Here is a 13344-nt window from a genome sequence, read left to right as displayed (position 1 = left end):
GGATTCAAGTCGACCAGCAACAAAGATCGCTTTTGTGTAGGGAAAACCTAACGAGCAGAACCGACATTGCACGCAGACGTTTCGACAACATAATGCTCGCCACACTTTGCGCCAACCTAACCGTCTACGCGCCGTTGGCCAAAGACAACTAGATATAAACACCAAGATTGATAAAGCTACATAACGCCGCGTTAAGTAGTGAGCAACGCTACCACTGAACTTAAACCATTGTGCCGTAAACACTAAAGCTGAATCAAACCTAAAGCGCCGAGCGTTGCGAATCTGCCTTAAACGCTTTGTTAAATGAAATTTTCACCGAACCTTATCAGCAGCTTCTGAAATGTACTCACGAAAGGCTGCTTCAGACATTTTATTATGACGCCCGTCGTATGTACTACTAGTTAGATTATAACGAGAACGGGTGCTAAAAATGACAAAACAACCTTTCATAAATCTGCTAATCACCTGTGCATGCCCAGGTAGAGGCTCACCCATATACTCATTTTCATCCCAATGGATTCTTGGAATATATTCACCAGGGTTAATTTCAACCAATTCCTCAGCAGAGTAAAGTTTAGGCAATTTTTCATAAACACCTGTAGGTTCAACTATGTCGCACTCTAACCTAAAGTAATCCCACTGTGGATTTAGTCCAAAGGATTCGAATGTTAGTTTCTTTGGTTTTAATGTCTCGCAAGATTTTTTGCTCACGTATATAGAAATAAAACCATCTTCTTTAGCTTTCTCGGCTCCAATAAAATTATGCCCTCCTCCATCAGGATAAAACATATGATTTAAACTACGGACGTCGGAGATTTTATTTAAAATTGTTACGATGTCATCTAACCGTGTCCAAGAAGTTGAAGAAGGTGTTCCCGCAGGGAACAGCTGGTTTTGTAAATCGAACCACTCTGTTAGATTTTTGTCATGGAAATCATCGTTGACTTTTAACCACTGCTCTAAACGTTCAGAAACTACTGCCATTGTTGGGCGCTTGTCAGGAGCGTGCTCAGTACAGTCTGACAATAATTCGTGCAGTGATTTTGTATATAAGCCAAGGCAATACGGGTTAATTGACAATGTGGAATATTGATTATACTGCCCATCAAAACACTTTAGATCTCCAGTAACGGCAACCCATAGTGTTTTTGCAAATGAGTAAACATCTGCGAGCTCAAAATTAGCATTATCAGGATCCCTTCGCATCTCGGGAGCCATGGTGAACTTGGGACCAATATCATTGCCTTTAACGGTTATATCTTCTTTATTTGGATATTTAACCAAACCAAAGTCTGACAAATGCAATTTGTTATCTATAGCAAGTAAGTTGGCAGGTTTTATATCTCTGTGATAAATATCTCTATCATGCAAATGAGCTAATGTTCTAGCAAGATTGGACAGTTCACGGACTATATCTACAACCTCCTTTTTCTCTCTCCAATCAGAAAATTTTTCAGCTATTGGCATCAAAAACCATGGAGATACTTTTGAAATATCTTCAGGAATGGAGAACCCATGAATAGGAACAATACCTTCGATATCTTGATTATCAGAGATAATTCTTATCTCATCTCTAAAACGAGTATATATATTTGGACGAATTCTCTTTAAGAGCTTCATAGCTAGAAAGTTTTGCCCGTCTGTAACACGCCAAACTTCCCCATTGCCACCTTTACCTAACTTTGCTTCGAGTCTCCACCCACCAATATACTGATTTCTCTTATAGTTCTTAGTTACAGCCATACTTCCTCATTTCATTTAACGCCGCGTTAAGTGGTGAACAACGCAACCACCCAACCTAACCCATTGTGCCGTAAACACTAAAGCCGATTCAAACTAAAAATGCCAAGCGTTGTGAATCCGTCTTAAACGCTTTGTTATGTGCATATCGGCGACGTTTACGCTAACTTTCTCTCAGTTTTGCTATCGAAAGACCTGCAATGCCTACCAACGCCCACTTGGCCGATGAAATAAACCAATAGAAAAAGTTTTCATTGGAACTCAAAGTAGAAGCAACTAAAAAAAAGCATGCTGAAAAGAGCAGTATAAACACCCACCACAAGCCTTTCGGCTTTAACACCTTTTTTAAAAACACTTCAATGGCAAAGCCCACTGAAAATGCTATCAGAAGAGAAACACCGAAGTTAAGCCATACACTTTCAAATAAGTTGTCCATTTCACTTCCTGTATGATCGTGATTAATTCATAAAAACAGAGGCTTATAGATTCACATATCGTTTAATCAAGCTTGGCTCATGCACATAACGCCCAATTAAGGTGTGAAGCACGCGATCACAGCACTTCATTTGACCACCGTAAACACTGAGCTAAAGCCAAACCCAAAATGCCACGCGTGCTGAATCACTCTTAAATTGTTTGTTAGCACGTTCTTACGGCTTACCCAATAGCTTCTCTTCTACTGTATTAGTTTGCGACTTAAGTAAACAGTAATTGTCTAACTCCAATGCGATTTGCTCACCTGTTAAGTTAAAACGTGGATCGACACAATATGTTTCGTAATAATAAAGCTCTGTCATTACATCCAACAGAAGAAATAGCCTTATGCAATTGTCCTTCGTGGCAAACTGAGAACTATTTAATAAATGAGCCGCCAAATGCCTGTTAAAGTTCGAGTAAGCATCACCTTTGTCAGATGGCTTAAACAAATGTTCGGTTAACAATTTATCACATGCTTTTGAGTAGACTTCATAAAATAATGCGTTACCTGGGCATGGTTGGCGAGTATGCGAGTTACGGAAAAATTTTCTTAGGTCTTCAAACTCTGGTTTTTTGCCTTCTCCTGAATAACCTAACCACCGTAATACAACGCCTTCAACTACAGGAATTAGCGTCAAATATGCAGCTATAAAGTTCCCGCGATAAAACGAGATGGTTGCGGCTTCAATGATCGCAGAAAACTCTTTAAACGGTGGAAAATGCTCAAACCGACCTTTTTTCTGAAGTGCACGAACTCTTGGGCACATCGTCGAGTTTTCCAAAATAGAAATAATTGAATGCTCGTTATTCGGCATGCTTCCTATGAGCTTTTCGATCTGCTTAACTTCAGACATTGTAGCAATAGCAGGAATGCTTAAAGCATAATCAGCAAGCTTGTCATTTAGCGAAATTATCCCTTTAATTTCATTTACAGAAGTACATAATACGTTTAGCTTGCTTTCACTTTCTTTTCGTTTTTCTCGCTCTTTTTCTAGATAAATATCGTAAGCCTTTTTACTCACACGAAACCAATCTGCATCGTCTTTAGACTCTGCCTGTTTTATCTGATGAATAGGAACTTGTTTTGCTAAAGCTGCAATTACTCGTTTAGCTTTGTCCTTTGTTTTAGGCATTTTTTCTCCAGACTAATTATTACCGATCAAGTGCTAACGCCGCGTTAAGGGGCGAATGCCGCACAAACCAACCTTCCGCAAACCACTTTCACCACAAAAACTCAAAGCATACCCAAAATGCCACGCGGCATGAGTCCCGCTTGAACGCTTTGTTATGTAGCCTACCTTTTAGATTCAATTTACCACCCAAGAAAAGCTGAACAAGCAGCGAATCTTGCCGCAGCCAAATTACCCGAAGTGGTTCACGAAATTGGGTAGACAAAAAGACCAGCGCCCGGAGATTCAAATCAACCAGCGACAAAGTTCGCTTTTATGTAGAGAGAACCTAACGAACGGAACCGACATTGCACGCAGACGTTTCGATAACATAATGCTCACCACACCTTGCGCCAACCGAACCGTCTACGCGCCGTTGGCCAAAGACAACTAGATATAAACACCAAGATTGATAAAGCTACATAACGCCCTGTTAAGGTGTGAGCAACTCAATACCGATGTTTCCGCAAACCACCTTAACCACTAAACACAACGCATAGTAAAAATGCCACGCGTTGCGAATCACTCTTAAACAGTTTGTTAAGCGTATTCTTTAACTGTGCTGCAATTCATATGTTTCTTGATCAATTTTGGTCGCTACATACTCTCGATGACACGAAACTAATTTTTGGGGTAACGGGTTAGTTGCTAGAGGGTTATGAATAACGATCCAGTCGTTACCATCAGTCACGCGATTACAGCAATCGGAGCAAGAAAACAAGATTGCGCTTATACCAGCATATTTAGGTTGAAGAAAATAATCGATTGATACATCAGCACCTTTTGCTTTTTTGACGGCAGCTTTGAAATTAAAGCCACTATCCACAACACCACCAGTTTTTCTGTCAAATGTTACAAACTGACCACCTATAGGAAAAACGCTGCGAATTATTCTAGGTGGGTCAAAGTCAGCTCTTGCACTGGGCAACTGGCAACCATTGATAGCTATAACGTAAGGTTCAGTTTTAGATATAATTCCCTTTTCAACATACTCATTGTATTTTCGGAATTTCTCTTCTATCGCAGATGTGTAACGTAATACAATCTGTTCGTCAGGAACGTCTTGTGCAATACCGGGCACTATTTCAGGAATCTTATCAGCTCCCTTTCCCGGCTGAGGAGCAATTGCCTCAAACCATAAATTTCCATCAACGCTGCCAACGCAAACATCAGGCCCAGGTTTAGGACAAGACACATCATGACCTTGTTCTATTAAACCTACAGTTAGGTCCATTTCCCAAAATCGTGCATCAAAGTCTATAGCGAGCTGCTCAACAAAATGTAAGTCGCTTAATGGTTCGAATTTTAACCACAAAAACTCGGTCAGTTCCCTACCGAAGATCTCCATACGATGATTACCATCACGGATATTTCGATATGCTGGATCTTCTATTTTTATATTGGTCCGAAATACGCTCATTTATACTCCATACGCTTAACGCCCTGTTAAGGGGTGAGCAACGCAATAGCGAAGTCGCCGCAAACCACCTTAATCATTAAAATCAACGCATTGCAAAAATGCCACGCGTTGCGAATCCCTCTTGAACAGTTTGTTAGAACAAAATCTACCCTTGTTCTTTGAATTTATTTTGCATGTATTGAATTAGCTTAGCGTCATACTTTTGCTTAGCATTGAAGTACTTCTTATAAGCTAACTCATCACCTTTGTTCCTTTGTTCTCTGGCATCATTTAACGTTGGTGCTGGATTTTTCATCCTATAGTCGTTTTTGACACTCTCTACATCAAGAAGAACTTCTTCGAACATTGATACGTTCAATTTATGCTGCTTATGAGCTGGTTTTAAAAGAGCGATAACAACCCAAAAGAAAGGCGTTAGCAAAGCTAGGATTCCTCCCCCTGCAACCCAATGAGGTATTGATTGAGTCGGGTTAAAAGATGAATAGACTAAAGCCCCAAAACTAAGAACGAAAAACACCCAACATATTGCTTTGAATTTTGCGTAATTTTTACTCAACTGATGCGAATGATGTGTTGTCCATTCTTTATCTTCAAACTCTTCATATATATCGTTAATCAAAGGACTATATTTACGATTTGATTTCAAACGATACCGAAAAGTATCTCGAAACTTATTTTGATAGTAGGTACCTATTTTTTCGAGACTTACCCATTCAGCGACTAAGTATATCGCCGTTAGCAACTGAAACAGACTTTGGTAGTTGCTTATATTTTGTTCCATGATAATTACCATTTTGTTCTAACGCCCTGTTAAGGTGTGAGCAACGCAATACAAAAGCCGCCGCATACCACCTTAACCACTAAAACCAACGCATAGTAAAAATGCCACGCGTTGCGAATCACTCTTAAACAGTTTGTTATGTGTTCCAACGTTTACTATGATTTCTCTCTGTAAAGCCCTTTAGCTCATCATTTTCATCAATTTCAACACCCCAGATACAGTAGCATGAGTAAAAGCTATCTACGCTCAATGGCTTGTTGTCAAAGGGAGCCGTACCTCTAGAAAATTTAAAGAGCTGGTTCACTAACCCTTGTAGTTCCGCTAAAGCAAATACTTGCGTCATCAGACTTAAAGGAACTTGTATCGTATTGCTATCTGCGGAAAAACCTTTAACTAGCGACTCCATTCTCGAATGGTGAATCTGTAGCCTGACTAGTATATATGCCAAATGTTCTGCAACCTCTGGAGATGCTTCAGAAATGCAATCTTTAAAGACTTGTTGATATCCAACTGGTAACTTAGGACAATCCATTTTTAACGGTGTTTTACAATGATCACTTTGATCTTTTGCTCGCTCCCAAGCCTCATTTACCAATTTAGAGCTTTGCTCAAAGTAAGCGCTCAATTCGGAGAGAGCTTGAGGAAGAAAAGCCCTTGCTGCAATGAAGTTTCTCTGTCGCCTTTTTTCTTCGGTATACCTAACTGCATTCAAAGCAAAAATACTAGCTACAAAGGCTAAAATACCGGTGTTAAAGGATTGCCAAGTGTACCAAACAGCATGGACATGCTCCCAGTTACCTTGTGTTGATGGATAAATAACCATTGACACTAAGTACGGAATTCCAACAAAAAACACAACCAATTTATTTTTACAACCCAAGACAATTAAATTTCTCCGACATCTGACTGGACACATAACGCCGTGTTAAGGGGTGAATGCCGCACATACCAAGTTTCCGCAGACCACTTTCACCCCAAAAATCACCGTAAACCAAAATGCCACGCGGCATGAGTCCCGCTTGAACGCTTTGTTATGTAGCCTGCCTTTCAGCTTCAATTTACCATCCAAGAAAAGCTGAACAAGCAACAAATCTTACCGCAGACAAATTACCTGAAATGGTTCACGAACTTGGGCAGACAAAAAGGCCAGCGACCGTGGATTCAAATCGACCAGCGACAAAGGTCGCTTTTAAGCAGAGAAAACCTAACGAACGGAACCGACATTGCACTCAGACGTTTCGATAACATAATGCTCACCACACCTTGCGATAGATGAACTAACCGCAAACCATTTGCCAAAGACAACTAGATATAAACACCAAGATTAATAAAGCTACATAACGCCGCGTTAAGGGGTGAATGCCGCATAAACCAACCTTCCGCAGACCACTTTCACCACCAAAACTCACAGCAAACCAAAAATGCCACGCGGCATGAGTCCCGCTTGAACGCTTTGTTATGTAGCCTGCCTTTCAGCTTCAATTTACCACCCAAGAAAAGCTGAACAAGCAGCGAATCTTGCTGTAGCCAAATTACCCAAAGTGGTTCACGAAATTGAGTAGACAAAAAGACCAGCGACCGTGGATTAAAATCGGCCAGCAACAAAGATCGCTTTGTTTAGATAAAACCTAACGAACGGAACTGACATTGCACACAGACGTTTCGATAACATAATGCTCGCCATACCTTACGATAGATGAACTATCCGCGCACCTTTTGCCAAAGACACCTGGATATAAACACCAAAATTTATAAAGCTACATAACGCCGCGTTAAGGGGTGAATGCCGCACATACCAAGTTTCCGCAGAGCACTTTCACCACCAAAAATCACCGCAAACCAAAAATGCCACGCGGCATGAGTCCCGCTTGAACGCTTTGTTATATAGCCTTCCTTCCAGCTTCAATTTACCACCCAAGAAAAGCCGAACAAGCAGCGAATCTTGCCGCAACCAAATTACCTGAAGAGGTTCACGAAATAGGGAAGATAAAAAGACCAGCGTCCTTGGATTCAAATCGACCAGCGACAAATATCGCTTTTAAGCAGAGAAAACCTAACGAACGGAACCGACATTGCACACAGACGTTTCGATAATATAATGCTCGCCACACTTTGCGATAGATGAACTATCTGCGAACCATTTGCCAGAGACGACTGGATATAAACACCAAAATTCATAAAGCTATATAACGCCCTGTTAAGGGGTGAGCAACGCAATACCGAAGCCGCTGCATACCACCTTAATCACTTAAACCAACGCACAATAAAAATGCCACGCGTTGCGAATCCCTCTTGAACAGTTTGTTATGTGCGTGCTAATTGAGGTACTTTTGCCAATGTTGCTGCCCTGTCAAAACTACTCTGTAATCTTCGTAGTCCAATGAACTATAGAGCTTTTTAGCTGCAACATTATCATCACCGACCTCTAGTGTTATTTTGAGGTAATCATTATCACGACAATACTGTTCGATACCGTTCAGTTGCGCCTTGCCAACACCTTTACCACGAAAGTTGTCCGACACCATAAAATCATGGATATTCATCACTCTTTGGGCACGATAAGTTGAGAACGATTCAAAACAAACCGCAAAACCAGCAGGCTTATTGTCGACAAAACTGATAAATCCGTAGAAATAAGGCAACGCAAATAGCTGAGCAATTACTGAGAGATCTAGTTCAACTGAGAATCCAGATAGATACTCCTTGAACAGAGTCTCGAATATACTTTTGTCCTCAATGCTTTCTGTTTCGATACGCCTGATTATGATTTCCATATTCATTTCCACCAAAGCACATAACGCCCAATTAAGTAGTGAGCAACACAATACAAAAGCCACCGCATTGCGACCTAAACACAAAACTTACTGCAAACCAAAACTGCCACGCGTTGCGAATCTGCTTAAATTGTTTGTTATGCGATTTTTCAGCAATGCCAAATTGGCTAACGAAAACATTACCTTAAACACGGAAAACTACAAACGCGCAGATAGCTTTTTGTGATTCAAGAACCAACGGATTCAACATTTCGTAACAAGACCACCACAAGCGCGGAACGCGACATTAAAGCGAAGAATTAGCTTTTGCTTGCGAGAAATTCAACGAATCGAAATTTCAGCAAATACCGACTTTCCGTAAACTTGCCCTTTCCACACTTTGTACCCGAGAAACTTTCGGCGACCAAATACGATTTTTAATGAGGCAACTTCACGAACTTTGGCATGTTTTTCGGTTTGAGTGATTCAAGAATTTGAGCCGAAAATGTTGATTTGCCGAAGCAGAGAAATGAATTACCAAAGAGAACGAAATTGAAGATATATTAAAATTTAGCCTTGTCGCATAACGCCCTGTTAAGGTGTGAGCAACGCAATACCAAAGCCACCGCATACCACCTTAAACACTAAACGCAACGCATCGCAAAAATGCCAAGCGTTGCGAATCACTCTTAAACAGATTGTTATGTTTATTCTTTCAACTAATACCCTAACTGAATCTCTTTAAGACCATTTTGACTAAGCATTACATTAATTTTTTCGATCAACTTACGCCGTAAAATATTGTATTGCCCACCCATTTCGTTCAGTTGATTAGGATTATTAACTAGCTCTTTAACGTCTTTTTGATAGGTTTTATAAATCCCATCAACTTTTTTCTCAACATCACTAATAAACCGAAAGTACCTTTCATCACCGATCATGCTTGCAGGGATAGTTTGCGCAATAACAGATTTACTCCAGTTATCATGAAGAACTCCTATCTTGAGCAGAGCCTTTGTTGCTACTATCGCTGATTCGAAATCACTGTAACTTCTTTCATACATAAAGCTATCTGTGTAGGCAGGGCGATCAAATGCAAGCCTAATCGCCGAAAGGTGATTCTGCATTTCACTTTTACCAAAAGCTTCTCTGTAAGCTTCATAACTGGTTGCCATCACAGATTGAAAGCGGTTTATATCTTGATTTAGCTCATCCCAAAACCAAAGCTGAACTTTAAATGGAATTTTTCCAGTCCCATTTATATTTATTACATGATCTTGCAACTTGGTATCGATGCGAGCAGTAGTCGCAATTATTAGCAAGTTAAGAGAAGGTTTGAATTTTTTAGCCTTTTCAACCTCTGAATCTATTGTAGACTTGGAAATACTCGGTTTCTTTGTCTCCTTGCACTGAATCCCAATATTGTTATCCATTAAATCTTGAGCAAATACGTCAATACCCTTTTGATTTTGTCCTTGTCGGCCATACTCTTGAACAGAACTCTCAACGTATTTAACCTTTGCTATGTCTACCACCAAGTTTTGGAAATCCTGCCAATTCGCAGGTGGGGGCATAAATATTTGTAATTGATTCATTTTCTTCCTCTATGAACATAACGCCCTGTTAAGGGGTGAGCAACGTAATACCGAAGCCGCCGCAAACCGCCTTAAACACTAAAACTAACGCATAGTGAAAATGCCACGCGTTGCGAATCCCTCTTGAACAGTTTGTTATGCTCGTGCTCAAAGAAATTGAAGGACTAAACAAGCTATAAACGCTGGCAGACCAGCTATAAAGAAAACTAAACCTGTCTGGTAGTTCATTCGATAGTGCTCGCGTTCGTCTTTTTGAAAATCATGCCCTTCTACCATTCTGTAGACTTTGTCTGTTCTAGGGTCATCTAACCGAGTCGTCTTACTATGAATACCACCTTCCCACATTAGCTTAGCCAAAACCCATATGACGATGACAACAAAGAAAAGAAAGTCGACCAACTGAGTCGTAGCAAAGAATGGAACAAACTGAGCTAGAGCGATAACAATAAGAGCCGCTGAGAGGTTAATTAGAAGCACTTTTTTGAATAAATCGAGCAAAATTACCTCCTAGAGCATAACGCCGCATTAAGGTGTGAGCGGCGCTTGGCTATACTTGAGCGAAGCGAAACTGCCAAGCGTTGCGAATCACTCTTAAATGCTTTGTTATGGCTCTGAGCACCAAAGAAAGGGGCGAACTTCACCAAAATATAACTCTTCGATATCGAACAACTCTATAAAAGGATCGTCACAACCAAAACTTCGGTATAAGAAAACCACTTTACATATTAAGCTCGCTGCTAGTTTTATAATACTGTCGGTATGTGACTTGTTCGCATTAGGCTCATACGCATACCGACTTTTCGTAAACAAATCTTTGTTAGCAGCAAGCACCTTAAGATCTAACGAATCAAACAAGTAACGTTGAATATTTTCTGGCAACGATTCATATAATACGATTAAGTCATGTGCGTTAGCTCTTTTTGGCAACGCTTCACTTTTTTTAAACTCATATGTTTCGTTGAGCTTCCCATGATTACTTGTTACCGATGCATGGAAGCTTTTCAGAATAATTTCTATACTCAATGCACACATGACGGCTTGAATGCCCATTCTTTGGTGAGGAGATCCAGTAGATATCTTGTAATAATCGTAAGCATTTTCGATCATGTACGGTCTGAAATCGACATGACCGACCCCCTCAATACTTGGAGAAAACTTTAAGTCACTCAATGTACTTGCCCTCAGTGCCATAACGCCGCGTTAAGGGGCGCAGGCACACACAACATACGTGACCGCATTACGCCTTACTTAATCGCTAAACAACCTGCAAACCAAAAATGCCACGCGTGCCAAGTCCCGCTTGAACGCTTTGTTATGTTGCCTGACTTTCAGCTTCAATTTACCACCTAAAAAAAGCTGAACAAGCAACAAATCTTACCGCAGCCAAATTACCTGAAATGGTTCACGAACTTGGGTAGACAAAAATGTCAGCGTCCGTGGATTTAAACCGGCCAGCGACAAAGACAGCTTTTACGTAGAGAAAACCTAACGAACGAAACCGACATTGCACACAGACATTTCGATAACATAATGCTCGCCACACCTTGCGCTAGATGAACTATCCGCGAACCATTTGCCTAAGACAACCGGATATAAACACCAAAATTTATAAAGCTACATAACGCCGCGTTAAGGGGCGAATGCCGCATAAATTAACCTTCCGCAGACCACTTTCACCACCAAAACTCACCGCAAACCAAAAATGCCGCGCGGCATTAGTCCCGCTTGAACGCTTTGTTATGTAGCCTGCCTTTCAGATTCAATTTACCACCCCAAAAAAGCCGAACAAACAGCAAATCTTGTTGTGACCAAATTACCCAAAGTGGTTCACGAAATTGAGTAGGCAAAACGGCCAGCGTCCGTGGATTCAAACCAACCAGCGACAACGATCGCTTTTGTGTGGGGAAAACCTAACGAACGAAACCGACATTGCACACAGATGTTTCGATAACATAATGCTCGCCACACTTTGCGCCAACCTAACTGTCTACGCGCCGTTGGCCAAAGACAACTAGATATAAACACCAAGATTGATAAAGCTACATAACGCTGCATTAAGGTGTGAGCAGCGCTTGGCTATACTTGAGCGAAGCGAAACTGCCCAAGCGTTGCGAATCACTCTTAAATGCTTTGTTATGCAAACACTGCATCAAACGCTTGGAAACTCGAACAAAGGTTGCGCCTCAAAATTAAATGCAGCATAGTCAAGCATTTTTATGCTCCCTGAATTATCACGACCAAAGTTCGAAGATTTCTTGTCTGTTATACACATTGGTGTTTTGTGCCCCACGATATCAACTGCTGCTAGCGGTTGCAGGCGTTCCATGACCAGAAATTTTCCAGAACGACTCCAGGATATAACTTCTGCGAAATGAGCTTTATCTGTATCCGATGCACTATTAAAAATTATAATTTCAGCCCAATTTGTGTAGTTAGATGGTCTGCTACATACCTTTAAGACTTTATCATCATCGATTTCATAAACATCTCTAGAGCTTCCACGACCGATTCGATTTTGGCATTTTTGCCATAACAATTCGAATGCAGAATCTGGAGAATTTGGTCCAGGAATTGTATGACTCATGCTATTTCTCCTATTTGTATACAATGCAACAACTTATTTTGTTTGCATAACGCCGCATTAAGGTGTGAGCGGCGCTTGGCTATATTTGAGCGAAGCGAAACTGCCAAGCGTTGCGAATCACTCTTAAATGCTTTGTTAGGTAAATGTTTACAACTGTACTTGAAACTCGTGATACTTTTTGTATCTAAAATTTCTAGAGTCTTTAAAACAGGGTGGTAAACCTTTAGGAAAGGCATCTCCCCCTAGAAAGACCAGAATTTCCGACAAGTATTCGTTTACCCTTAACCATGTATTTCTGAATGATTCGATAATTTCTTCGTCGTAACCTTCGATATGCCACTCACGAACCAAAGCTAACGCCTGAACTTCATCAGGCGCCAATGCCTGCATTAGAATAGGATTACTTTTAGACATTTTAATAAATCGCTCAATTGCTAGATCACTATCTTCGAAAGGATCTACATAAAAGCCAAATTGCATCTTGATCGTATACCCACGAATTGAGGCTACAAACGCTTTACTTTTAGGCTTTAACATTGATTTATGAACGATATGGTTGCGATGACGAATGATCTGAGAGAAAAGGAAATCTTCCCTTTCTAATGATTTCCTTATTGGCTTATGCCAAGCAGGAAAACCTTCATGGTTCTGAAGCGCCATTGCAATCATGTCAGGTATTTCTCTCAAAGATCGAATAAACGCATTCATTGAATACCTTAAAGCATCAGCGTTATGGTAGTGCTCTTCAATCTGATGAAGATACCAATGACTTTCATCCCACCGATCTAAGGCAGCTTCTATTTTTTTATGTACACAACTCATTCA

At 40.6% G+C, this 13344-nt stretch carries 12 protein-coding genes; all 12 read right to left on the bottom strand.

Annotated elements, in window-relative coordinates; all coding sequences use genetic code 11:
• Positions 1-312 precede the first annotated feature (312 nt).
• A complete protein-coding gene (locus VFA_RS16215; RefSeq protein WP_004727936.1) occupies positions 313-1743 on the bottom strand; it encodes a serine/threonine protein kinase in 1431 nt (476 codons plus the stop codon).
• A 160-nt stretch (positions 1744-1903) separates the two neighbouring features.
• Complete coding sequence (locus VFA_RS16210) at positions 1904-2176, bottom strand: hypothetical protein (RefSeq protein WP_038152028.1); 273 nt, start codon at positions 2174-2176, stop codon at positions 1904-1906.
• A gap of 214 nt (positions 2177-2390) precedes the next feature.
• Positions 2391-3350, bottom strand: a complete 960-nt coding sequence (locus VFA_RS16205) for a hypothetical protein (RefSeq protein WP_004727935.1) — start codon at positions 3348-3350, stop codon at positions 2391-2393.
• Positions 3351-3939: 589 nt separating this feature from the next.
• On the bottom strand, positions 3940-4806 hold the full coding sequence (locus VFA_RS16200; RefSeq protein WP_004727934.1) for a hypothetical protein: 867 nt from the start codon (positions 4804-4806) through the stop codon (positions 3940-3942).
• A gap of 145 nt (positions 4807-4951) precedes the next feature.
• Entirely contained in the window at positions 4952-5587 is a 636-nt protein-coding gene (locus VFA_RS16195; RefSeq protein ID WP_038152025.1) for a hypothetical protein, read from the bottom strand.
• Positions 5588-5723: 136 nt separating this feature from the next.
• Positions 5724-6410, bottom strand: coding sequence for a hypothetical protein (locus VFA_RS16190; protein ID WP_115333276.1), 687 nt, complete (start codon positions 6408-6410; stop codon positions 5724-5726).
• A 1492-nt stretch (positions 6411-7902) separates the two neighbouring features.
• A complete protein-coding gene (locus tag VFA_RS16185) occupies positions 7903-8361 on the bottom strand; it encodes a GNAT family N-acetyltransferase (protein ID WP_038152019.1) in 459 nt (152 codons plus the stop codon).
• A gap of 698 nt (positions 8362-9059) precedes the next feature.
• Positions 9060-9935, bottom strand: coding sequence for a restriction endonuclease (locus VFA_RS16175; protein ID WP_004727931.1), 876 nt, complete (start codon positions 9933-9935; stop codon positions 9060-9062).
• A gap of 147 nt (positions 9936-10082) precedes the next feature.
• The gene (locus VFA_RS16170) at positions 10083-10433 is read right to left on the bottom strand and encodes a hypothetical protein (protein ID WP_038152015.1); all 351 of its coding nucleotides are present in this window, start codon (positions 10431-10433) and stop codon (positions 10083-10085) included.
• A gap of 105 nt (positions 10434-10538) precedes the next feature.
• Positions 10539-11042 (bottom strand): hypothetical protein, encoded by a 504-nt coding sequence (locus tag VFA_RS16165; protein ID WP_140209462.1) that lies wholly within the window; start codon positions 11040-11042, stop codon positions 10539-10541.
• A 1042-nt stretch (positions 11043-12084) separates the two neighbouring features.
• Positions 12085-12519, bottom strand: coding sequence for a hypothetical protein (locus VFA_RS16160; RefSeq protein ID WP_038152009.1), 435 nt, complete (start codon positions 12517-12519; stop codon positions 12085-12087).
• 147 nt (positions 12520-12666) lie between these two features.
• Positions 12667-13341 carry a hypothetical protein gene (locus VFA_RS16155; protein ID WP_029836793.1) on the bottom strand — a complete coding sequence of 225 codons (675 nt, stop codon included), beginning with the start codon at positions 13339-13341 and terminating at the stop codon, positions 12667-12669.
• Positions 13342-13344 lie beyond the last annotated feature (3 nt).

Origin of the sequence: Vibrio furnissii CIP 102972 (assembly GCF_000176175.1) — a bacterium.
GTDB lineage: Bacteria > Pseudomonadota > Gammaproteobacteria > Enterobacterales > Vibrionaceae > Vibrio > Vibrio furnissii.
The sequence above is the reverse complement of the archived record's forward strand: the minus strand, read 5'-3'. Positions and strand labels throughout refer to the sequence as shown.

Bases quoted from the DNA above. Each gene is read 5' to 3' on its own strand.
- VFA_RS16185 (WP_038152019.1), bottom strand. From the start codon at position 8,361: ATGGAAATCATAATCAGGCGTATCGAAACAGAAAGCATTGAGGACAAA.
- VFA_RS16175 (WP_004727931.1), bottom strand. From the start codon at position 9,935: ATGAATCAATTACAAATATTTATGCCCCCACCTGCGAATTGGCAGGAT.
- VFA_RS16210 (WP_038152028.1), bottom strand. From the start codon at position 2,176: ATGGACAACTTATTTGAAAGTGTATGGCTTAACTTCGGTGTTTCTCTT.
- VFA_RS16165 (WP_140209462.1), bottom strand. From the start codon at position 11,042: ATGATCGAAAATGCTTACGATTATTACAAGATATCTACTGGATCTCCT.
- VFA_RS16195 (WP_038152025.1), bottom strand. From the start codon at position 5,587: ATGGAACAAAATATAAGCAACTACCAAAGTCTGTTTCAGTTGCTAACG.
- VFA_RS16200 (WP_004727934.1), bottom strand. From the start codon at position 4,806: ATGAGCGTATTTCGGACCAATATAAAAATAGAAGATCCAGCATATCGA.
- VFA_RS16205 (WP_004727935.1), bottom strand. From the start codon at position 3,350: ATGCCTAAAACAAAGGACAAAGCTAAACGAGTAATTGCAGCTTTAGCA.
- VFA_RS16190 (WP_115333276.1), bottom strand. From the start codon at position 6,410: ATGGTTATTTATCCATCAACACAAGGTAACTGGGAGCATGTCCATGCT.
- VFA_RS16160 (WP_038152009.1), bottom strand. From the start codon at position 12,519: ATGAGTCATACAATTCCTGGACCAAATTCTCCAGATTCTGCATTCGAA.
- VFA_RS16155 (WP_029836793.1), bottom strand. From the start codon at position 13,341: ATGAGTTGTGTACATAAAAAAATAGAAGCTGCCTTAGATCGGTGGGAT.
- VFA_RS16215 (WP_004727936.1), bottom strand. From the start codon at position 1,743: ATGGCTGTAACTAAGAACTATAAGAGAAATCAGTATATTGGTGGGTGG.